This window comes from Mycobacterium asiaticum DSM 44297, assembly GCF_000613245.1.
Classification (GTDB): Bacteria; Actinomycetota; Actinomycetes; order Mycobacteriales; family Mycobacteriaceae; genus Mycobacterium; species Mycobacterium asiaticum.
On the sequence record NZ_HG964936.1, the window covers coordinates 1,581,654 to 1,603,628 of the forward strand.

The following is a 21,975-nucleotide window of genomic DNA, read 5'->3' on the forward strand; positions in this document are numbered from 1 at the left end:
GTGCTGGCTGTCCCCGACATTGCTGATTCGGAGCGGATCGGATTCCGGACGGGTCTCAGCCGTAGGTGAACGAAAAAAGCTGCAATCCCTTGCTCGGCCGCACCTCGATGGTCCCGGCCGACTGCGCAGTGTCGGCGACGATCTGGTGCGACGTCGGCGGTCCGCTGATCGGGAGCACGGTGGGCTTGCCGTTGCGCAGCACCGTGAGGGTGCCAGTGCCGCCGACGACGACATAGACGTCCTTGGCGTGGTAGTTGAGCTTGACCGCCGAGTCCTCCCCGGCCGCCGTCGCGCCCTGGTAGTCCAGCGACCAGGGACCGGTCAAGGCGAAGCTGTCCGACGCCAGGGTGGGCGGGTAGCGGAACGTTGCCGATCCTTCGTCATACACACCGCCGCCGCCGTAGTTCAATGCCTTGCCGACGGCGAAGTAGGTCTCGGCGGTGGTGAACGTCTTCGGCGTCAGGTCCGGCGCGTCCACCGGGGCCGGGAGTTGGGTGCCGGGCTTGGCGTCTGAGAGCAACTGCCGGATCAGAGCTTCGGTGGCGTCGTAGTCCCCCTCGCCGAACTGGAGGTGGCGCACGGTGCCGCTGGCGTCGATCAGGTATTCCGCGGGCCAGTAGCTGTTGCGGTAGTTCGTCCACGTCGAATAGTTGTTGTCCAGTGCGACTGGGTATTTGATGCCCAGGTCGGCCGCACCCTTGGCGACGTTCTCCGGCACTTTCTCGAACGCGTACTCGGGAGTGTGCACGCCGATGACTTCCAGTCCACGGTCGTGGTAGGCCTGATACCAGCCGACGACATGCGGGATGGCGCGTTGGCAGTTGATGCAGGAATAGGCCCAGAAGTCGATCAGCACCACCTTGCCGCGCAACGCATTCAACACCACAGGCTGCCCGCCCGGTGTGTTGAGCCAGCCGGTGATGCCCCGCAGATCCGGTGCGGCGCCGCAATTTTCGAGCCGGGTACCGCCGTTACTGCAGTTCGACAGCTGCACGTTCTGGTCGGTGACGATGCCACCCAGCTGTTGCCGGATCGGTTCGGTGCCGCCGACCCTGTCCTGTAGCGATGCCGTGTAATCGGGGATGGCACGTTGCAGCGCGGCCGGCAGGTTGAACACCAGCGCGACCGCCAACAGGATCGTGACGAGTCCCGCGCCGATCCGGATCTCGCGTTGGCGACGACGAAATGCGCTGACGCGCTGTGCCACCCGTTGCCCGGCGAGCGCGAAGAACAGCAGCGGCAACGCGGCGCCCACCGCGAACGTGCCGGTGAGCACGACGGTTCCGACGCCGATCTTCGCGGTGGCGCCGGCGACCACGATTGCGGCCAGCACCGGTCCCGCGCACGGAACGTACAGCACCCCGAGCGCCAGGCCGAGCCCGAAACCGTCGCCGCGAGTGACTATTTGCTTCTGCGGGATACGCGAGAACGGCCGCTCGAGAAGTTGCTCGAAGCGCGGGAAGATCAAGCCGAGGCCGATTGCGACCAACGCCAGCAGGGCCACCCAGCGAATGGCGTCTTGCGGTAGGTGCAGCGCGGACAGCATGGCGGACCCGAGCAGGGTCACCACACTGAAGCTGAGCACCAAGCCGCCGATCACCCGGTAGGGCCGCGATGCGGCCGTCCGGGTCGGCTTGGTCTGAACCGCTACCGCGCCGTCGGATTGTGTTGGCGCAGTGCTATTTGCGCCGGAGAAGAAGATCACCGGCAGCACCGGCAGGATGCACGGCGATATTCCGGTGATGAGGCCGCCGAGAAATCCGATCAACGCAAGAGTCCACATGTCAGTTATTCGTCACGGCACCGGCCCCGGATTGGTTCAGCGGCCGGCCAAAACAAAGGCAGCCCACTCGGAAGTGGGCTGCCTTTGCTCCGACGCCGAAACGGCAAACCTTCATTGACCGGGCGGCATCAGCACCGTGTCGATCATGTACACCGTCGCGTTGGCGGTGTGCACCCCTCCGCACACCAGGCCCGCGGTGTTGACCTTCAGGTCGTTGCCGGCGCCGGTCACGGTGACATCCGCGCCCTGCAGCGTCTTGTGGGTGCCGGGAACCTTGGCCGGGCTCGCCTGACCCGAGACGACGTGGTAAGTCAGAATGCTGTTCAGCAGCTTGGCGTCGGTCTTGAGTTGGTCGATGGTGGCCGCCGGGAGCTTGTCGAACGCGGCGTTGGTGGGTGCGAACACCGTGTACTGGCCGCTGTTGAGAGTGTCGACCAGGTTCACCTGCGGATTGAGCTTGCCGGACAACGCCGAGGTCAGCGTGGTCAGCATCGGGTTGTTCGACGCCGCGGTGGCTACCGGGTCCTGCGCCATGCCGGTGACCGATCCCGGGCCGGTGGGGTTCTGCGCGGCGTACTCCGAGCAACCCGGGCCGATCAGGTCGGCGGCCGGATCCGCTTTGGCGGGGCTGGGTGCTGCCGTGGCGTTCATGCTGGGCGCCGCCGCGGGGCTCACCTGCGCCGCGGGTTTGCCGCTCGAGCACCCCGCGAGCGCCAGCGCTGCCAGCGCCGCCGCGGCGATTGTCTTGGCATGTGTGTTCATCTCTCCAATTCCTTTGCACCAGAATGGTTTTGAGACGACGGCCGTCGCCCCTGCACTGAGTCATTCGGAGCGAGGCAGGTTGCGGATGGGTCCGAAAAGCAAAAAGCGGCACAATGGGTGGGTGACTATGTCCGGTGAAGGGGCCGCCGAAGGTCGGGTGCGAGTGCTGGTGCTGGGCAGCACCGGCTCGATCGGTACCCAGGCCCTTGAGGTCATCGCGGCAAACCCGGACCGCTTCGAGGTCGTCGGACTCGCCGCCGGCGGAAGTAACCTCGACACCTTGCTGCAGCAGCGCGCCGCCACGGGCGTGACCAATGTCGCGGTTGCAGACGCCGATGCCGCCGAGCGGGCCGGTGACATCCCCTTCACGGGCCCAGATGCCGTCACCCGGCTGGTGCAGGAGACCGAGGCGGACGTCGTGCTGAACGCCTTGGTGGGTGCGCTGGGGTTGCGGCCGACGCTGGCCGCGCTGGAATCCGGGGCCCGGCTGGCGCTGGCCAACAAGGAGTCACTCGTTGCCGGCGGCCCGCTGGTGCTGCGGGCGGCGCGCCCGGGACAGATCGTGCCCGTCGACTCCGAGCACTCCGCGCTGGCGCAGTGCCTGCGTAGCGGCGCCGCCGACGAGGTCGACAAACTGGTGCTGACCGCCTCGGGAGGTCCGTTCCGCGGCTGGTCAGCGGCCGACCTCGAACACGTCACCCCGGAACAGGCCGGCGCGCATCCCACCTGGTCGATGGGGCCGATGAACACGCTGAACTCGGCGTCGCTGGTCAACAAGGGCCTCGAGCTCATCGAAACCCACCTGTTGTTCGGCATCGCTTATGACCGCATCGAGGTCGTTGTGCACCCCCAGTCGATCGTCCACTCGATGGTGACCTTCAACGACGGGTCGACGATCGCGCAAGCCAGCCCGCCGGACATGAAGCTGCCGATCTCGCTAGCGCTGGGCTGGCCGCGCCGGGTCGCCGGAGCCGCCCTGGCCTGCGACTTCAGCACCGCCTCCAGCTGGGAATTCGAGCCGTTGGACAGCAATGTGTTCCCGGCCGTCGAGCTCGCTCGGCACGCCGGCGAGGCCGGTGGCTGCCTGACGGCGGTGTACAACGCGGTCAACGAGGAGGCGGCGCAGGCCTTCCTCGAGGGCCGGCTCCGATTCCCGGCGATTGTCGCCACCATTGCCGACGTGCTGCACGGCGCCGACCAATGGGCCGTTCCACCCGCTACCGTGGATGAGGTACTCGAGGCGCAGCGCTGGGCCCGTGAGCGAGCGCAACGCGCGGTCGCTACCGCTGGCTCGGCGCCGGTCAGAGTTTCCGGCTTGGCGTAAGAAAGGTCGTAACAGGCTGATGATGTTCGTTATCGGCATTGTGCTGTTCGCACTTGCCATCCTCATCTCGGTCGCGCTGCACGAATGCGGCCACATGTGGGCGGCGCGGGCCACCGGAATGAAGGTGCGGCGTTACTTCGTCGGGTTCGGTCCCACGCTGTGGTCCACCCGGCGCGGGGAAACCCAGTACGGCATCAAGGCCATCCCTGCGGGCGGCTTCTGCGACATCGCCGGCATGACGCCGGTCGAAGAGCTCGCGCCCGACGAGCAAGACCGGGCCATGTACAAGCAGGCGACGTGGAAGCGGGTCGCGGTGCTGTTCGCCGGCCCGGGGATGAACTTCGTCATCTGCCTGGTGCTGCTCTACGCGATCGCCCTGATCTGGGGCCTGCCCAACCTGCACCCGTCTAACAAGGCGATCGTCGGCGAAACCGGGTGTGTCGCGCAGGAGGTCTCGCAGGGCAAGCTCGACAAGTGCAACGGCCAGGGCCCTGCCGCACTCGCCGGGATCCGGGTCGGTGACGTCGTCGTCAAGGTGGGCGACACCCCGGTCTCCACGTTCGAGCAGATGGCGACGGCGGTGCGCAAGCTGCACGGCACCGTTCCGGTGGTCGTCGAGCGGGACGGCAAGACCATCACCACCAGCGTCACCGTCGAAAGCACCCGGCGCTACATCCCCACCGGCCAGGGCAACCAGGTTCAGCCCGCCACCGTCGGCGCCATCGGCGTGGGCGCACCGCGCAACGAGCCGACCCAGTACAACGCGCTCACGGCCGTGCCGGGCACCCTCGCGTTCGCCGGCCAGCTGACCGTCGAGGTCGGCAAGTCGCTGGCCGCCATCCCGACCAAGGTCGGGGCGTTGTTCAACGCGATCGGCGGCGGCGAGCGTGACCCGCAGACGCCGATGAGCGTGGTCGGCGCCAGCATCATCGGCGGCGACACCGTCGACCACGGCCTGTGGGTGGCGTTCTGGTTCTTCCTGGCGCAGCTGAATCTGATCCTCGGCGCCATCAACCTGCTGCCGTTACTGCCTTTTGATGGCGGCCACATTGCTGTTGCGCTGTTCGAGAAGGTGCGCAACATGATCCGTTCGGCACGCGGCAAGGTGGCGGCGGCGCCGGTGAACTACCTCAAACTGATGCCGGCGACCTATGTGGTGCTGATCTTCGTGGTCGGCTACATGCTGTTGACCGTCACCGCTGACCTGGTCAACCCGATCCGGCTCTTCCAATAGAGAGAGAAGGCGAAAAAGAAGTGACCGTTGGCCTGGGCATGCCGCAATCTCCGGCGCCCACGCTGGCCCCTCGGCGAACCACCCGTCAGCTGATGGTTCGCGACGTCGGGGTCGGCAGCGACTATCCGATTTCGGTGCAATCGATGTGCACCACCAAGACGCATGACGTCAACTCGACCCTGCAGCAGATCGCGGAATTGACTGCGGCGGGTTGTGACATTGTCAGAGTGGCCTGCCCCCGGCAGGAGGACGCCGACGCGCTCGGCGAGATCGCGCGGCACAGCCAGATCCCCGTCATCGCCGACATCCACTTCCAGCCGAAATATATTTTCGCCGCCATCGACGCCGGGTGCGCCGCGGTGCGCGTCAACCCGGGCAACATCAAGGAATTCGACGGCCGGGTCGGCGAAGTCGCCAAGGCCGCCGGCGCCGCGGGCATCCCCATCCGCATCGGCGTCAACGCGGGATCGCTGGACAAGCGGTTCATGCAGAAGTACGGCAAGGCCACCCCCGAAGCGCTGGTCGAGTCGGCGCTGTGGGAGGCCTCGCTCTTCGAGGAACACGGCTTCGGCAACATCAAGATCAGCGTCAAGCACAACGACCCCGTGGTCATGGTCGCCGCCTACGAGCAACTGGCCGCACAGTGCGACTACCCGCTGCACCTCGGCGTCACCGAGGCCGGCCCGGCTTTCCAGGGGACGATCAAGTCCGCCGTCGCCTTCGGTGCGTTGCTGTCGCGCGGGATCGGCGACACCATCAGGGTGTCCCTGTCCGCACCTCCGGTCGAGGAAGTGAAAGTCGGCACCCAGATCCTCGAGTCGCTCAACCTGCGGCCGCGGTCGCTCGAGATCGTGTCCTGTCCGTCCTGCGGGCGCGCCCAGGTGGATGTCTACACGCTGGCCAACGAAGTGACCGCCGGTCTGGACGGCCTGGACGTCCCGTTGCGGGTGGCCGTGATGGGTTGCGTCGTCAACGGCCCCGGCGAGGCGCGCGAGGCTGACCTCGGCGTCGCCTCCGGCAACGGCAAGGGCCAGATCTTCGTCAAGGGCGAAGTGATCAAGACCGTGCCCGAGGCGCAGATCGTCGAGACGCTGATCGAGGAAGCCATGCGGCTCGCCGAGCAAATGGGTGAGGAATCGGAAACGGATCCGGGGACGGCAGCAAGCGGTTCGCCTATTGTGACCGTAAGCTGATAGGGCCACAGCTCACTGGCCCTCGGTTCGCACCACAGAGAGTTTCCCGATGTCGGCTCCGCCCATCTTGCGCCTTGTCGGCGAGCGACGGGTATCGGTGGTGCGTGACGCCGCCACCGTGTGGAAGGTGCTGGGCGACAACCCCGTCGAATCGTGCATGGTCGCCGCGCGCGTCGCCGATTACGGCGTCGAACCCAATTCGATCGGCGGCGAACTGTGGACGGTACGCGGTGCCGAGGAATCGCTGTGCTTCGCCGGCGCGAACCTGATTCCGCTGCGCGGCAACCTGATCGACCTGAGGGCGTTCGCCGACGAGGCCAAGAGCACGGCGCGCCGCTGCTCGTCATTGGTCGGTCGGGCCGACCTGGTGCTGCCCATGTGGCAGCGGCTGGAACCCGCCTGGGGGCCGGCGCGGGACGTGCGCGACAACCAACCGCTGATGGCGCTCAACTCCCACCCGAGCTGTGCGCTCGACACCGAGGTGCGCCAGGTACGGCCCGAGGAACTCGACGCCTACCTGGTGGCCGCCGTGGACATGTTCATCGGTGAAGTCGGCGTCGACCCGCGAGTCGGTGACGGCGGGCGGGGCTACCGCCGCCGGGTGGCCAGCCTCATCGCGGCCGGGCGGGCCTGGGCCCGTTTCGAACAGGGCCAGGTGGTCTTCAAGGCCGAGGTGGGCTCGCAGTCGCCGTCCGTCGGGCAGATCCAAGGGGTGTGGGTGCACCCCGAGCGGCGCGGGCTGGGCATCGGCACCGCGGGCACGGCGACGCTGGCCGCGGTCATCGTCGGCAGCGGGCGGATCGCCAGCCTCTACGTCAACGACTTCAATGCGGTGGCCCGCGCCGCCTATGCGCGGGTGGGATTCAAGGAAGTCGGGACTTTCGCCACGGTTTTGTTGGACTAGCACAGCTGGACTAGCACTGTCCGACCCGCGCGCGTCACGGTTCGATCTCGGTGTGTCGGCGATGCGGTGACGGCATCTGTTCATAACATCAGTAACGATGGTAACTAGAAGAACTTTGGCCTCATCTGTCACAGGCTTGTTGCTGGTCGCGGTGATCGCGCTGCCTGGCTGCACCCCCAAGCCCGAAGGGCCCGGCCCGACGGCGGAGAAGTTCTTCGCTGCGCTGTCCGTCGGCGACACCGCGACGGCCGCGCAGCTCAGCGACAGCCCCAACGACGCCCGCGAAGCGCTCAACGCCGCCTGGGCCGGCCTGCAGGCCACCCATCTCGACGCGCAGGTGCTGAGCTCTAAGTACGCCGAGGACACCGGCACCGTCGCCTACCGCTTCACCTGGCACCTGCCGAAGAACCGGACCTGGACCTACGACGGGCAGCTGAAGATGGCCCGCGACGAGGGACACTGGCAGGTCCGATGGGCGACCACCGGGCTGCACCCCAAGCTGGGTGAGCACCAGACGTTCGCGCTGCGCGCCGACCAGCCGCGGCGGGCCTCGGTGAACGAGTTGGGCGGCTCCGACGTGCTGGCGCCCGGCTACATCTACCACTACGCGCTGGACGCCGGCCAGGCCGGACCCGCCCTGATCGAAACCGCACACGCCGTCGTGGACGCGCTGCGGCCGTTCAACGACACCCTGAACGACCCGCAACTGCTGGCCGAAATGGCCAGCTCGACGACCAAGCCGGTCGATCTGGTGACGCTGCTGCCCGACGACAGCAACAAAGTCTTCCCGGCCATCGGCACGCTGCCCGGTGTGGTGATCACCCCACAAGCCGAACTGCTCCCCACAGATCCGCACTTCGCGCCGGCGGTCATGGCGGAAGTCAAGAAGGCGGTGGTCGATCAGCTGGACGGCCAGGCCGGATGGCGCATCGTCAGCACCAATCAGAACGGCGTCGACGTCGCCGTCCTGCACGAGGTCGAGGGTTCACCGGCGCCGTCGGTGTCGATCACGCTGGACCGGGCCGTGCAAGACGCCGCTCAGCATGCGGTCGACACCCGGGGCGGCAAAGCGATGCTGGTCGTGATCAAGCCGTCGACCGGGGAGATCCTGGCGGTCGCCCAGAACGCCGGCGCCAACTCCGAGGGCCTGCTGGCCACCACCGGCCTCTACCCGCCCGGGTCAACATTCAAGATGGTGACCGCGGGCGCCGCCGTCGAACGGGACATGGCCACCCCGAACACGATGCTGGGCTGCCCCGGGCACCTCGACATCGGCCACCGCACCATCCCGAACTACGGCGGCTTCGACCTCGGTGTGGTGCCGTTGTCGCGGGCGTTCGCGAGCTCGTGCAATACCACCTTCGCCGAGCTGAGTAGCAAGTTGCCGCCGCGCGGTCTCACCCAGGCCGCCAGCCGGTACGGCATCGGCCTGGACTACCAGGTCGAGGGCATTACGACGGTGACCGGCTCGGTGCCGCCCACGGTAGATCTGACTGAGCGCACCGAGGACGGCTTCGGCCAGGGCCGCGTGCTGGCCAGCCCGTTCGGCATGGCGCTGGTGGCGGCCACGGTCGCCGCAGGCAAAACCCCGGTGCCGCAACTGATCGTCGGCCGGCCGACCGCAGTCGCCGGCGACAACACCCCGATCAGCCCGAAAATGGTCGAGGCGCTGCGGCCGATGATGCGGCTGGTGGTCACCAACGGCACCGCAAAGGACATCGCCGGCTGCGGCGAGGTGTACGGCAAGACGGTGGAGGCCGAGTTCGCCGGTGGGTCGCACTCCTGGTTCGCCGGGTACCGCGGTGACCTGGCGTTCGCCGCGCTCATCGTCGGGGGCGGCAGCTCGGAATACGCGGTCCGGATGACCAAGGTGATGTTCGACTCCCTCCCCCCGGGCTACCTGGCTTGAGGCGGCCTCGGTGATCGGGTCGCGGTAAGTTGCGAGAGTGAGCTTCCGGGGGCCGCGATGACTGAGTCCGGCGGGGACATGGTGTCGATGCGGGTGTCGGACGCCGACCGCAACGGGACCATGCGGCGACTGAACAACGCGCTGGCACTCGGCTTGATCGACATCGACGAGTTCGAGCAGCGCTCGCGCGGGGTCTCCTTCGCCCGGACCCGTGATGAGCTGGACGGCTTGGTCAGCGACCTGCCCGGGCCGGGTGCGATCGTCACCTCCGCGACCGACCGGGTGGAACTGCGCGGCTGGGCGGGTTCCCTCAAGCGTCACGGCGAATGGACGGTGCCCACCCGGTTGTCGCTGGTCCGGCGATTCGGCAACATCGACCTGGACCTGACCAAGGCGCGGTTCGCCGGGCCGGTCGTGGTCATCGAGATCGACATGAAGTTCGGCTCGCTGGATCTGCGGTTGCCCGAGGGGGCCAGCGCCTCGATCGACGACGTCGAGGCCTACGTGGGCAGCGCCAGCGACCGCCGCAAAGACCCGCCGGCCGAGGGCAATCCCCACGTGATCCTGACCGGCCAGGTGGTGTTCGGCTCGGTGATCATCCGCGGGCCGCGCCGTGCGCTGCTGCGCCGTCCCCGGTTCTGAGCGCAGGTAAGCAGCCCGAATCGCTAAGCTGTCTGCCATGCCTGCTCGTACCGCGCTTTCTCCCGGCGTGCTGTCCCCGACGCTGCCGGTGCCCAAGTGGATCGCGCGACCGGAATACGTCGGCAAGCCGACCGCCAAAGAGGGCAGCGAGCCATGGGTGCAGGAGCCCGAGGTTATCGAGAAGATGCGGGTGGCCGGCCGGATCGCGGCCCGCGCGCTGCAGGAGGCCGGCAAGGCTGTCGCACCCGGCGTCACCACCGACCAACTCGACCGGATCGCACACGAGTACATGGTCGATAATGGCGCCTATCCATCGACGCTGGGCTACAAGGGTTTTCCCAAATCGTGCTGCACTTCGGTCAACGAGGTCATCTGCCACGGCATCCCCGACTCGACCGTGATCGAAGACGGCGACATCGTCAACATCGACGTCACCGCCTACATCAACGGCGTGCACGGCGACACCAACGCGACCTTCTTGGCCGGGGACGTCTCCGAAGAGCACCGGTTGCTGGTGGAACGCACCCACGAGGCCACCATGCGTGCCATCAAAGCCGTCAAGCCGGGACGCGCGCTGTCGGTGATCGGCCGCGTCATCGAGGCGTACGCAAACCGGTTCGGCTACAACGTTGTTCGCGATTTCACCGGCCACGGCATCGGCACCACGTTCCACAACGGTCTGGTGGTCCTGCACTACGACCAGCCCGCCGTCGAGACCATCATCCAGCCGGGCATGACCTTCACCATCGAGCCGATGATCAATCTGGGTGGGCTGGACTACGAAATCTGGGACGACGGCTGGACGGTGGTCACCCGGGACCGCAAGTGGACCGCACAGTTCGAACACACGCTGTTGGTCACCGACACCGGCGCCGAGATCCTCACCCTGCCCTGAGGTGATCCGTCCGCCGATGTTCGGGCACACGCAACCGGCCAAACTGCGGTAACTTTTCGGGAGTGCCCAACTTGATGACGACGCTCGAAGGATTCGCGGTCCCGGTGGCAGTGTCCGGGCCGGAAAATGGCACCGTCGTCGTCCTGCTAGCGGCCGAGCAACGCCCGCCCGGCGCGTATGACGCACTCTGCCAACGCCTGCACAACGCATCGCTGCGCACCGTCGTCGTCGGCGCCGACCCGCGGCTGACCGCCAAATCGGTGATCGGACTGCTGGACTCGCTGGGCATCTCCTGGGCGGTGGTGGTCGGCGACCGGGACAGCGCCGACCTGGCCTGGAAACTCGCAGCGACCAAACTGGGCCGGTTCGCCGGCCTGGTCGCCATCGACCGCGCCCATCCGCGGGTACCCGACCCGACCGGCGCGATTCGCGACGACAACTGCCCGCCGGTGGAGATCGCGACCACCGTCCTGGTCAGCTCCCCGGCCGCACGGGAGGCGGCCCGGGAAGGCCAGCGGTTCGTCTTCGGTGACTACCGGGTGGTCGATCTGCTCGGACGCCGCAACGCACACGAGTCGACGGCGCAGCTGGCAACCGAGATCGTGCTGCGCACCAGCGGCTGGTAACGGCGCTCATGTCTGGACTGCTCTCGCGGGCCGACCTGGAACACCTGGTCGCGGCCGGCGAGGTCGACACCGTGGTGGTCGCGTTCACCGACATGCAAGGCCGCCTGGTAGGCAAACGGGTATCCGGGGCCTTCTTCGTCGACCAGGTGGCCGCGCACGGCGCCGAGTGCTGCAGCTACCTGCTGGCGGTGGACGTCGACGTGAACACCGTGCCCGGCTATGCGATGTCGAACTGGGAAACCGGCTACGGCGACATGGTGATGACGCCCGACCTGAGCACGCTGCGGCGCATTCCCTGGCAGCCGGGCACCGCTCTGGTGATCTCCGACCTGTCCTGGGCCGACGGAAAACCGGTCGCGGTGTCACCGCGGGCCATCCTGCGCCGCCAGCTGGACCGGCTGCGAGACCGCGGGCTGACGGCCGATGTCGCCACTGAGCTGGAATTCATCGTGTTCGACCAGTCCTATCGCCAAGCCTGGGCCAGCGCTTACCGGGACATGACTCCGGCCAGCGATTACAACATCGACTACGCGATCATGGCCTCGTCGCGGATGGAGCCTCTGCTGCGCGACATCCGGCTGGGCATGCAGGGTGCGGGCCTGCGCGTGGAAGCGATCAAGGGCGAATGCAACAACGGCCAGCAGGAGATCGGCTTCCGTTACGACGAAGCGCTGATCACCTGCGACAACCACGCCATCTATAAGAACGGCGCCAAAGAGATCGCCGACCAGCACGGCAAGAGCCTGACCTTCATGGCGAAATACGATGAACGCGAAGGTAATAGCTGTCACATTCATCTGTCGCTTCGGGATGCCGACGGCACGGCGGTGTTCGCCGACGCCGACCAGCCGCACGGCATGTCGGCGACCTTCCGCAGCTTCGTGGCCGGCCTGCTGGCCGGCCTGCGCGAACTGACGCTGTTCTTCGCGCCGAACATCAACTCCTACAAGCGATTTGCCGAGGGCAGTTTCGCGCCCACCGCGGTGGCGTGGGGTCTGGACAATCGGACCTGTGCGTTGCGGGTCGTCGGACACGGAAGCAGCATCCGGGTCGAATGCCGGGTACCCGGCGGCGACGTCAACCAGTACCTGGCGGTGGCGGCGGTGATCGCCGGAGGTCTGTACGGTGTCGAACAGGGACTCGAACTGGGTGAGCCCTACGCCGGTAACGCCTACCAGGCCGGCGATGTCGAGCGGTTGCCGACCACCCTGGCCGAATCCGCCAAGGTGTTCGGGTCGTCGGAGCTGGCTCACGCCGCCTTCGGCGACGACGTGGTTGCCCACTATCTGAACAACGCGCGTGTGGAACTGACGGCATTCAACGCCGCGGTCACCGACTGGGAGAGGATTCGGAGTTTTGAACGCCTCTAGCAGCGTCGTCGTGGGGTTGACGATGTATCTCGAGCAGGTTCGGACCGGGGTCTGGGACATTCCGGCGGCCTACTTGCCCGCCGACTACTTCGAGGGCGTGGTGCTGGCCGGCGGCATCCCGGTACTGCTGCCGCCGCAACCGGAAGCCGCCGACACGGTCGAGCGGCTGCTGGACAGCCTGGACGCGCTGGTGATCACCGGCGGGTACGACCTGGACCCCGCCGCCTACGGTCAGCAACCACACCCCACCACCGACCGGCCCCGGGGTGACCGGGACGCGTGGGAATTCGCCCTGTTGCGGGGCGCGCTGCAGCGGCGGCTACCCGTCCTGGGCATTTGCCGCGGCGCGCAACTGCTCAACGTCGCGTTCGGCGGCACCCTGCACCAGGACCTGCCGGAGGTGATCGGCCATTGTGGGCATCGCGCCGGCAACGGGGTCTTCAGCAGGTTGCCGGTGCGCACCGTGTCGGGCACCCGGGTGGCCGCGTTGCTCGGTGACACCGCCGATGTGCCCTGTTATCACCACCAGGCCATCGACAAGGTCGGCGAGGGCTTGGTGGTCGGTGCCTGGGACGCCGACGGGGTGGTCGAGGCGGTGGAGCTGCCCGGGGACACCTTTGTGCTTGCGGTGCAATGGCATCCGGAGAAGTCGCTCGACGACCTGCGGCTGTTCACCGCCCTCATCGACGCCGCCCGATCGCACGCACACCGATGACCGCCACCGAGCTGATCAATCCCGCGACCGAGGAAGTGCTGCGGACGGTTGAACACGTCGACGTGGCGGGCGTCGACGACGCTGTGGCGCGGGCGAAGTCCGCACAGCGCCGCTGGGCACGGCTGGCACCGGCCGAACGAGCCGCCGCCCTCCGTGCCTTCGCCGCTGTCGTCGATGCCCACGTCGGTGAACTTGCCGCGCTGGAGGTTGCTAACTCCGGCCACCCGATCGGCTCGGCCGAGTGGGAGGCCGGCAACGTCCGCGACGTGCTGCAGTACTATGCCGCGAGCCCGGAACGTCTGTCCGGCAATCAGATTCCCGTCGCCGGCGGAATCGACGTCACCTTCAACGAGCCGCTGGGTGTGGTCGGGGTGATCACGCCCTGGAACTTTCCGATGGTGATCGCCATGTGGGGGATAGCGCCGGCGCTGGCCGCCGGCAACGCGGTCCTGGTCAAGCCCGCCGAATGGACGCCGCTGACCACCATCCGGCTCGGTGAGCTGGCCGTCGAAGCCGGGCTTGAGCCGGACCTGTTGCAGGTACTGCCCGGCCGGGGATCGGTGGTGGGGGAGCGGTTTGTCACCCATCCCGACGTCCGCAAGGTGGTGTTCACCGGGTCCACCGAAGTTGGCAAGAAGGTGATGGCCGGCGCCGCGGCGCGGGTGAAGCGGGTGACCCTGGAGTTGGGCGGCAAGAGCGCCAACATCGTATTCGCCGACTGCGACCTGGCGCGTGCTGCCGCGACCGCGCCGGGCGGTGTCTTTGACAACGCCGGCCAGGATTGCTGCGCCCGCAGCCGAATCCTGGTGCAGCGCAGCGTTTATGACCGATTCATGGAGCTGCTCGAACCGGCTGTCAAGGGCGTCGTGGTGGGAGACCCGGTGTCGCGCGACACCGACATGGGCCCCCTGGTTTCCCGCCCGCACTGGGAGAAGGTGGCCTCCTACGTGCCCGAGGGCACACCGGTGGCGTTTCGGGGCAGCGCACCGACCGGGCCCGGTTTCTGGTTTCCGCCAACCGTTCTCACCCCGCCGCCCACCGATCGCACTGTGACCGAAGAGATCTTCGGGCCGGTGGTGACGGTTTTGCCGTTCGACGACGAGAGCGACGCCATCGGGCTGGCCAACCACACCGAATACGGTCTGTCCGGGTCGATCTGGACCGATGACCTGTCCCGGGCGCTGCGGGTGTCGCGGGCGGTGGAATCCGGCAATCTGTCGGTGAATTCGCATTCCTCGGTGCGCTACAGCACCCCGTTCGGCGGGTTCAAGCAGTCTGGTCTGGGTCGTGAGCTCGGACCGGATGCGCCGCTGCACTTCACCGAGACCAAGAATGTGTTCATCGCCGTCAACGATCTCGAAGGGGAGGCCTAGTGGTTGCGGTTGACTTGACTCGACGGCTGGCGGGCCGGGTGGCGGTGATCACCGGCGGCGGCAGCGGTATCGGCCTGGCCGCGGCGCGGCGTATGCACGCCGAGGGCGCGACGGTAGTGATCGGTGACATCGACGCCGACTCGGGCGGTGCCGCCGCCGAACAGCTCTCGGGCCTCTATGTCCCAGTGGATGTTTCCGACGAGGACTCGGTGAACAGGTTGTTCGACTCCGCGGCCGGCACCTGCGGTTCGGTCGACATCGCTTTCAACAACGCCGGCATTTCGCCGCCCGAGGACGACCTCATTGAGAACACCGAACTGGCGGCCTGGCAGCACGTGCAGGACGTCAACCTGAAGTCGGTGTATCTGTGTTGCCGAGCGGCGTTGCGGCACATGGTGTCAGCCGGACGCGGGTCGATCGTCAACACGGCATCATTTGTGGCGGTGCTCGGATCTGCGACCTCGCAGATCTCCTACACCGCGTCCAAGGGCGGCGTACTGGCCATGTCGCGGGAACTCGGGGTGCAGTTCGCCCGGCAGGGCATCCGCGTCAACGCCCTGTGTCCGGGGCCGGTCAACACGCCCCTGCTGCAGGAGTTGTTCGCCAAGGACCCCGAGCGCGCGGCGCGGCGGCTGGTGCATGTGCCGTTGGGCCGTTTCGCCGATCCCGACGAAATCGCCGCAGCGGTGGCCTTTTTGGCCAGTGACGACGCATCCTTCATCACCGCGTCGACGTTCTTGGTGGACGGCGGCATCAGCTCCGCCTACGTAACCCCGCTCTAGGAATAGACGAGACAGCCGTTGACTGCCCGGCCGCCGATCTGCCGCATCCGCCGGGCGGAAACGTTGAAGTCGACGGTGACCGGGCTGGGCGGCTCCTGCCTCCCCCAAACCGGGGGCACCGACAACCGACCGATCTTCATCCCGCCGCCCCAACGTGCCTGCATGGTCTTGGTGTCGGCCGTCTTGCGGCCGATACCGAGGAAAGTCAGTAGGTGCATTGGGAATTTGACCGGCACGGCTAAGGAACTCAGTCGTGCGAGGGAAGTGGAGACGGACGCGAGCGCGACGTCGAGCGCGGTCAACGGGGAGGCCGAAAGTGCCTGCAGCGCATGGGGCAACGCTGAAATCAGTTGCGAGCCCGCAGACAACACTTCGGGGTCGGCTGCCACACCGCTGTGAGTGTAAATCGGCAAGTCCAAAGTTTGCGGTGCCGAGGTGAACGGCGTCACCCGCGAGGCGGCCGCCGATGCCTGAGCGTAGGTGTACATCGCGTCGACGTCCTGGGCCCACATCTGTTCGTATTCGGCATCCATGGCCGCGATCGTCTGGCTGCCCTGGGCCAGCGGGTTTCTCCTGGCCAGCCACGCGCGGCGGGATCGGTTGGCTGCAACGACCGGTGGCGGAACCACGGCCGCGTGCGCCTCCTCATAGGCCGTTGCGGCGGCCCTCGCGTGGGCCGCGGCCTGCTCTCCCTTCGCGGCGGCAGCGTGTAGCCACCCCAGGTACGGTGCGGCGGCCTGGGTCATCGCTATCGCCGCGGTCCCTTGCCATCCGCCGTTGAGCTTCGCCGTGACCCCGCAGAACCCGTCCGCCGCCTCATTCAGTCCGTCGGCTGCTGTGTGCCACGCGGCCGCGGCCGCCATAAAGGATTCCGAGCCTGGGCCGGCATATAACCTGGCGCTGTTGATCTCCGGTGGTATTTGCCCGTAATCCATTGCCAGGGCTCCTGATTCGAAAGGGCCGCGGTAATTCCCGAGTATCGGCGCGCAAATCCAACCTATCGCGGCCCGCTGCGCCCGACCATGGAAAAAAGATTTGAGTTCGCTTAGAGCAGCTCTATCAGGGGGATAGCCATTTCGGCGTCAGTGCCGCCACCGTGAAAGCCGACGAGCCGAGCCGTCTCCGGTGGTTCGTGGCTAGTCGCCAACACGGCCGATTCTCCCGTGCAGACCACCACGACGTCACCGATCCGGGCGAGGTGCCGGGGATTCATGGGTCCGAACAAGCCCGATGCAACCGCCTCGTCGCGGGCCAGCACGTCAGCCCGACCGGCGAGGATTTCGCGCCATACGGCAAGGACGTCGGCTGCCGCGCCCGGCTCGGTGTGCAGATATCGCACTCGCGGCTCCCCGGCGACCACCCGGATGTTCGCGCGCAGCCGTGCGTCAGCGTCGAGGTCGATGCGCGCGTCCGGCGGCACGTTCAGCCCACCGTGGTCGGCGGTCACCAGCAATGCCGCGCCGGCCGGCATCGACTCGACCACCCTGCTGAGCAGCGCGTCGACCCGAGCGGCCGCTTCGTGCCATTCGATGGACCCGACACCGAAGAGGTGCGCCGCGGTGTCCAGGTCCGCGGTGTAGCCGTACACCAAGCCCGGTGCGGCCCGCAGTTCGTCGATCATCCGTTGGGCGTAGTCGTCGTCGGATCGGACGGCTACGAAATGGGCGCCGCGGTAGGCGGCTTCGGTCAGCCCGCTCCCGACGAACCACTCCGGTAGCACCGCACGCGCGCTGACCCCCGCGCGCGCCATCCGCTCGAACCACGTCGGAACGGGCTGCCACTGGTCGGGTGGTGGTTCATCGCGCCAGCGGATGTGGCTGAGCACGCGGTCGGTGCCGGGGATGTTGAGTGTGAAGCCCAGGATGCCGTGTTCTCCGGGCTGCGCGCCGGTACCCAGGGAGACCAGGCTGGTCGGCGTGGTGGACGGGAAAGTGCAGGATAGCGGCCGCAAGCGGCCCATGTCGCCGGCCAACACGGAGGCGAGCAGCGGCGCGTCGCCGGCCAGCTCCGGCAACAAGTGCCAGCCCATTCCGTCGACGAGCACCACCGCCACCCGGTCGACGGCGCCGATCGACGCCCACAGGCCCAAGGTGTCGTCGGCGTCCGGAACGCCCAGCAACGCGGCCGTGCTGGGCAGCACCTCGCATATTGAGCTGGGCACGACGTCAGTCTGGCACGAAGTCATGCGGTCAAGGAGCCACGCGCGAACCGTCGCAACCAGCCGTACCAGGCGGCCATCCCGGTGCCGGTGCGGGCGCTGATGGGTAAGACCGTGGCGGCCGGGTTCACCTGATTGACGTGAGCGATGTAGGCGTCGACGTCGACATCCAGATAGGGCACCAGATCAATCTTGTTGAGCAGAACCAGCTCGACCGAGCGGAACATGACCGGGTACTTCAGCGGTTTATCCTCGCCCTCGGTGACCGAATAGACCATCGCCTTGGCGTGTTCGCCGACGTCGAACTCGGCCGGGCACACCAGGTTGCCGACGTTCTCGATGATCACCAGATCCAGGCTCGGCAGATCCAGCCCCGGCAGGGCCCGGTTGACCATCGGCGCGTCAAGGTGGCACTCGCCACCGAAACCGTTGCTGGTGTTGAGCAGTGACACCTGGGCACCGCGACCGCTGAGTTTGGCGGCATCCAGGTCAGTAGCGATGTCGCCCTCGATCACGCCGACGGCGAAGTCTCCCGCGAGCTCGTCCAGCGTTGCCTGCAGCACGGTCGTCTTGCCTGATCCCGGCGAGCTCATCAGGTTGAGCGCCCGAATCCCGTTCTGGTCGAACGCGGCACGATTGAACTCCGCGCGCACGTCGTTCTCCGTGAAGATTTCCTCTAGCACCTCGGCACGCTGCGCTGCGGTGTCGTAGTGGCTGTGGTCGCCATGGTCGTGCTCATGGCTGTGCACAGTCCCATCATCGTGGCGGTGGAATCTGCCCACCCGAGCGCCTTTCACGAGACGGTCAGGGAGATTCGGCGGCGGCCGAAGTCCATTTTTCCTCGATGCGACCGTAACGCCACACCAGCAAGGCCAGCGCCCAGGCGGCCACGAACAATCCCACCACGACGAAGCCGATCGTGTTGAGGTCCAGACCCGCCAGCCAATCCCAGAACGAACCCTGCCAATGGAGCTGCTCGGCGAACAGGCCGAGCAACTCCACGGTGCCGATCAGCAACGCGACGACCACGGACAATCCGGTGATGGCGATGTTGTAGTAGATCTTTCGCACGGGATTGGAGAACGCCCACCCGTACGCGAAGTTCATGAAAGAGCCGTCGACCGTGTCTAACAGGCACATTCCCGCGGCGAAGAGCACCGGCAGGCACAGGATGGCGTACCACGGCAGCCCGGATGCCGCGGTGGTGCCGGCCAGCACCAACAGGGCGATCTCGGTAGCGGTGTCGAAACCCAGGCCGAACAGAATGCCTATCGGGTACATGTGCCAGGACTTGCCGATCGACCTGGTGAAGCGGCCGAGAAAACGGTTGATCAATCCCCGGTTGTCCAACTGCCGCTCGAGTTCGGCTTCGCTGAATACGCCTTGACGCAACTTGCGGAAGACCCGTATGACGCCGATCAGCACGATGACATTGAGGATCGCGATCAGATAGAGGAACAGGCCCGAGACGCTGGTGCCTATCAGGCCCGTGTAGTGGCGCAGCTGCGAGGAGTCCTGTTGGACCGGTCCGACGAGGGCCCGCAGCCCGAACGCCAGCAGCAGGGCCAGCGCGAACACCACGGTGGAATGGCCCAGCGAGAAGAAGAATCCGACGGCAAGTGGTCGTTTCCCGTCGTCCAGTAGCTTGCGGGTGGTGTTGTCGATTGCGGCGATATGGTCGGCGTCGAAGGCGTGCCGCAAGCCCAGGGTGTATGCGGTGAGGCCGACGCCGATCCCGAAAGCCTTGCCGCCCAGCGTCAAATGGGCCGGCTCAACGACCAGGAGCAGTGTCGCCCAACCGATCAGGTGCAGCCCACCGATGACGGCGAACATCATCCCCAAGCGCCACCACTGCACGGGGGACAGAACCGTCGTGGTCCGAGTGGCGTCAGGGGCAGTCACCGGTCGGCGTCAGTCCAGGCCAAGCAGAGCGTTCTCGACCACCTCGGACAGCGCCGGGTGAATCCAGTACTGACCGCGCGCCATCTCGTGGGCGGTGAGGCCGAAGCTCATCGCCTGGATCAGCGGCTGAATGAGCGACGAAGCCTGATACCCCATGAAATGCGCACCCAGCAGCTTGCCGGTGCCGCGCTCGGCGATCAGCTTGAGAACCCCGGTGGTGTCTTCCATCGCCCATCCGTACGCGACGTCGCCGTAGTCCTGCATCTTCACCGAGATGTCGTATCCCTGTGCCAACGCTTGGTTTTCGGTCAGTCCGACGCTAGCCAACTGGGGGTCGGTGAACACCGCCGACGGTACGAAGCGGTGATCGGTGACCAGCATCGAATCAGTGTCGTCCCAGTCGCACAGCAGGTTGTGCTGCACCACGCGCGCTTCGTGGTTGGCCACGTGCTTGAGCTGGTATGGCGAAGAGACATCTCCCAGCGCGAAGACGTTACGCGCTGAGGTTCTTTGGTATTCGTCCACCACCACCCGGCCCTGCGCGATGTCGACACCGGCCTGTTCGGCGTCCAGCAGATCGGAGTTGGCGACGCGGCCCGTGGCCACCAGCAGCAGGTCGGCGTCGAGGGTGCTGCCGTCGTCCAACTCAAGTGTGACGCCGCGGTCGTGATTCTCGGCGTTGACCACGTTGCGCATCGCGCGCAACTCCCACTTGTTGGACGCGATGCGGGTGAACCGTTCACAGATGGCGTCGTCGGAGTGCTTCAACAGGGTGCCGCCGCGCATGATGATGGTCACCCGCACCCCGAGGGCGGAGAAGACATGAGCGAATTCGGCTGCTACGTAACCGCTTCCGACGATCGCCAGATGCTCGGGCAGTTCCGGGATGCGCATCACGGTGTCGCTGGTGTGGTAGGTGACGCCGGACGCGGCGATGGCCGGCGGGACCGTGGGCCGCGAACCCGTCGCGATCACCACCTGGTCCGCGGTGAATTCGTCACCGGCGTCGGTGCGCAGCAGGTAGCGCCCGTCGGACTGTACCGGCCCGAACCGGGTGTGCTCGCCGTACACGTCGACGTTGGGCAGTGAACGGCGGTAATCCTCGCCGCTGTTGGCGATCGGGTCGATCCGCCCGAAGACGCGCGAAACGATGTCGTCCCAACGCACCCCGTCGATATGTGCGTCCACGCCGTACCGCGCGGCTTCCCGGACGGTGTGCGCCACCTCGGCGGCATAGACGAACATCTTGGTCGGGATGCACCCGACGTTCAGGCAGGTGCCGCCGAAGGTGCCCTGCTCGCAGATCGCTACCCGCTTCTTGGTGAACCTTTGGTCGACAATGGTGTTGCCCGACCCGGTTCCGATGATGGCAAGGTCGTAGGTCTCCATTGGGCTGCTTACCCTTTCCCTGACAATGCCGAGGCGGTGCTGAGGTAGTCGTCGAGCCAGCGGTCGAGATGGCGATAGGCTATCCGGCGCGGTTGTTCCAGGGACAAGAACACATCGTGTTTGGCGTCGGGCACCGGAATGATGGTGCTGCGGTTCCCGATACAGCCCGCCCAGCGTGCGATCTGGCTGACGTCGAGCACCGCGTCGCCGCGTTGCAGGGCAGCCGGTCCGGCGTCCTCGCTGACCGTGTGATCTGACCGCAGAATCAGGTTCGGCACACCTACGTCGAGCCCGCGGTGCAGCCGAGCGTGGCCGCGGCGTATCGCGTGCAACCAGCCGAATGTCACCGGAAACCCGCCGAGCGGCTTCCATTCCAGGTTGTAGTCGAACTCGCCGTGGTAGTCGCGGTGCAGGCTGGATCCATAACCGCCGGTGCCGCTGGCCCGCGCGATCCCCTTGCTGCGCATGCGCGACACCGCGGCGATGGTCGCCGAGGTCACGCCGAGCCGCAGGATGGCCCGCCCCTGCAGATCCAGGAACGGGCTGTTGAGTACCAGGCCTGTCACGCCGTTCATGGCGTCCTTGCGGCGCAGGCGGTCCAGCCACAGCGACACGATCAGGCCGCCTGCCGAATGCCCGTACATCAGCACCTGGGCGTCCGGGGACTGCTCGCAAATCAGCGTCACAGCTCGGCTGAGCTCGGCGTCGTAGTAGGCAAGATCGGTGGTGAAGTGCGGCGTCTGGCCCGGCCGCCGGGATCTGCCGCACTTGCGCAGGTCGAGTGCGTAGAACGCGAAGCCGCGCTCGGCGAAGTGGTCGGCCAGCGCGGTGTTGAAGAAGTAGTCCGTATAGCCGTGTACTGCCAGCACCGCCCGGTCCGCCGAAGGGCTATCGCCGCGCCGGATCAGCGTCGCGACGACCTCGCCTTCACCGTCGGGATCGGGTCCCAGCGCAATGGTGCATTGCCAGTAACCGGGCAGGACATCGGGCACCCAGCCAGTCACGCAGGCAAGC

Annotated in this window: 20 protein-coding genes; 12 read left to right on the top strand and 8 right to left on the bottom strand. The window is 66.8% G+C overall.

Annotated elements, in window-relative coordinates; genetic code table 11:
• Positions 1-55 precede the first annotated feature (55 nt).
• Together BN972_RS07685 and BN972_RS07690 are read right to left on the bottom strand one after the other, a co-directional pair.
• Positions 56-1,783 carry a cytochrome c biogenesis protein DipZ gene (locus BN972_RS07685; RefSeq protein ID WP_036354703.1) on the bottom strand — a complete coding sequence of 576 codons (1,728 nt, stop codon included), beginning with the start codon at positions 1,781-1,783 and terminating at the stop codon, positions 56-58.
• A gap of 111 nt (positions 1,784-1,894) precedes the next feature.
• On the bottom strand, positions 1,895-2,545 hold the full coding sequence (locus tag BN972_RS07690) for a fasciclin domain-containing protein (protein ID WP_036354706.1): 651 nt from the start codon (positions 2,543-2,545) through the stop codon (positions 1,895-1,897).
• A 121-nt stretch (positions 2,546-2,666) separates the two neighbouring features.
• Here BN972_RS07690 and dxr point away from each other — a divergent pair, with 121 nt between their 5' ends.
• The 12 genes from dxr (at position 2,667) to BN972_RS07750 (ending at position 15,512) form a co-directional block, all read left to right on the top strand.
• Positions 2,667-3,869 (top strand): 1-deoxy-D-xylulose-5-phosphate reductoisomerase, encoded by a 1,203-nt coding sequence (dxr, locus tag BN972_RS07695; RefSeq protein ID WP_036356903.1) that lies wholly within the window; start codon positions 2,667-2,669, stop codon positions 3,867-3,869.
• A 19-nt stretch (positions 3,870-3,888) separates the two neighbouring features.
• Positions 3,889-5,103 carry a M50 family metallopeptidase gene (locus tag BN972_RS07700; RefSeq protein ID WP_036354713.1) on the top strand — a complete coding sequence of 405 codons (1,215 nt, stop codon included), beginning with the start codon at positions 3,889-3,891 and terminating at the stop codon, positions 5,101-5,103.
• A 20-nt stretch (positions 5,104-5,123) separates the two neighbouring features.
• On the top strand, positions 5,124-6,296 hold the full coding sequence (gene ispG, locus BN972_RS07705) for a flavodoxin-dependent (E)-4-hydroxy-3-methylbut-2-enyl-diphosphate synthase (protein ID WP_036354715.1): 1,173 nt from the start codon (positions 5,124-5,126) through the stop codon (positions 6,294-6,296).
• Between the two features lie 49 nt (positions 6,297-6,345).
• Entirely contained in the window at positions 6,346-7,200 is an 855-nt protein-coding gene (locus tag BN972_RS07710) for a GNAT family N-acetyltransferase (RefSeq protein WP_036354717.1), read from the top strand.
• 97 nt (positions 7,201-7,297) lie between these two features.
• Positions 7,298-9,109: a penicillin-binding transpeptidase domain-containing protein gene (locus BN972_RS07715; RefSeq protein ID WP_036354719.1), complete on the top strand. Its 1,812-nt coding sequence runs from the start codon at positions 7,298-7,300 to the stop codon at positions 9,107-9,109.
• Between the two features lie 57 nt (positions 9,110-9,166).
• Complete coding sequence (locus BN972_RS07720) at positions 9,167-9,751, top strand: DUF1707 SHOCT-like domain-containing protein (protein ID WP_036354722.1); 585 nt, start codon at positions 9,167-9,169, stop codon at positions 9,749-9,751.
• Positions 9,752-9,788: 37 nt separating this feature from the next.
• Positions 9,789-10,646 (top strand): type I methionyl aminopeptidase, encoded by an 858-nt coding sequence (map, locus tag BN972_RS07725; protein WP_036354725.1) that lies wholly within the window; start codon positions 9,789-9,791, stop codon positions 10,644-10,646.
• A 74-nt stretch (positions 10,647-10,720) separates the two neighbouring features.
• On the top strand, positions 10,721-11,272 hold the full coding sequence (locus tag BN972_RS07730) for a hypothetical protein (RefSeq protein WP_036356906.1): 552 nt from the start codon (positions 10,721-10,723) through the stop codon (positions 11,270-11,272).
• 8 nt (positions 11,273-11,280) lie between these two features.
• Positions 11,281-12,642, top strand: a complete 1,362-nt coding sequence (locus tag BN972_RS07735) for a glutamine synthetase family protein (RefSeq protein ID WP_036354728.1) — start codon at positions 11,281-11,283, stop codon at positions 12,640-12,642.
• Positions 12,629-13,357: a gamma-glutamyl-gamma-aminobutyrate hydrolase family protein gene (locus BN972_RS07740; protein WP_261785889.1), complete on the top strand. Its 729-nt coding sequence runs from the start codon at positions 12,629-12,631 to the stop codon at positions 13,355-13,357. The genes BN972_RS07735 and BN972_RS07740 overlap by 14 nt, the downstream gene beginning before the upstream one ends.
• On the top strand, positions 13,354-14,730 hold the full coding sequence (locus BN972_RS07745; RefSeq protein WP_036354732.1) for an aldehyde dehydrogenase family protein: 1,377 nt from the start codon (positions 13,354-13,356) through the stop codon (positions 14,728-14,730). The genes BN972_RS07740 and BN972_RS07745 overlap by 4 nt, the downstream gene beginning before the upstream one ends.
• Positions 14,730-15,512 carry a 3-oxoacyl-ACP reductase gene (locus BN972_RS07750; RefSeq protein WP_036354734.1) on the top strand — a complete coding sequence of 261 codons (783 nt, stop codon included), beginning with the start codon at positions 14,730-14,732 and terminating at the stop codon, positions 15,510-15,512. Before BN972_RS07745 ends, BN972_RS07750 begins: the two co-directional genes overlap by 1 nt.
• Here BN972_RS07750 and BN972_RS07755 read toward each other — a convergent pair.
• From BN972_RS07755 to BN972_RS07780, 6 genes are all read right to left on the bottom strand, one after another.
• Positions 15,509-16,447: a PPE family protein gene (locus BN972_RS07755; RefSeq protein WP_051545122.1), complete on the bottom strand. Its 939-nt coding sequence runs from the start codon at positions 16,445-16,447 to the stop codon at positions 15,509-15,511. The two genes, BN972_RS07750 and BN972_RS07755, sit on opposite strands and share 4 nt — an antisense overlap.
• 110 nt (positions 16,448-16,557) lie before the next feature.
• The gene (locus BN972_RS07760) at positions 16,558-17,673 is read right to left on the bottom strand and encodes an alkaline phosphatase family protein (RefSeq protein ID WP_036356911.1); all 1,116 of its coding nucleotides are present in this window, start codon (positions 17,671-17,673) and stop codon (positions 16,558-16,560) included.
• Positions 17,674-17,693: 20 nt separating this feature from the next.
• Positions 17,694-18,452, bottom strand: coding sequence for a hydrogenase nickel incorporation protein HypB (gene hypB / locus BN972_RS07765; RefSeq protein WP_036356914.1), 759 nt, complete (start codon positions 18,450-18,452; stop codon positions 17,694-17,696).
• Positions 18,453-18,474: 22 nt separating this feature from the next.
• Positions 18,475-19,572: a Nickel transporter NicT gene (gene nicT, locus BN972_RS07770; protein ID WP_036354736.1), complete on the bottom strand. Its 1,098-nt coding sequence runs from the start codon at positions 19,570-19,572 to the stop codon at positions 18,475-18,477.
• Positions 19,573-19,581: 9 nt separating this feature from the next.
• A complete protein-coding gene (gene mtr, locus BN972_RS07775) occupies positions 19,582-20,961 on the bottom strand; it encodes a mycothione reductase (RefSeq protein ID WP_036354739.1) in 1,380 nt (459 codons plus the stop codon).
• Positions 20,962-20,969: 8 nt separating this feature from the next.
• Positions 20,970-21,965, bottom strand: a complete 996-nt coding sequence (locus BN972_RS07780; protein WP_036354740.1) for an alpha/beta hydrolase — start codon at positions 21,963-21,965, stop codon at positions 20,970-20,972.
• Positions 21,966-21,975 lie beyond the last annotated feature (10 nt).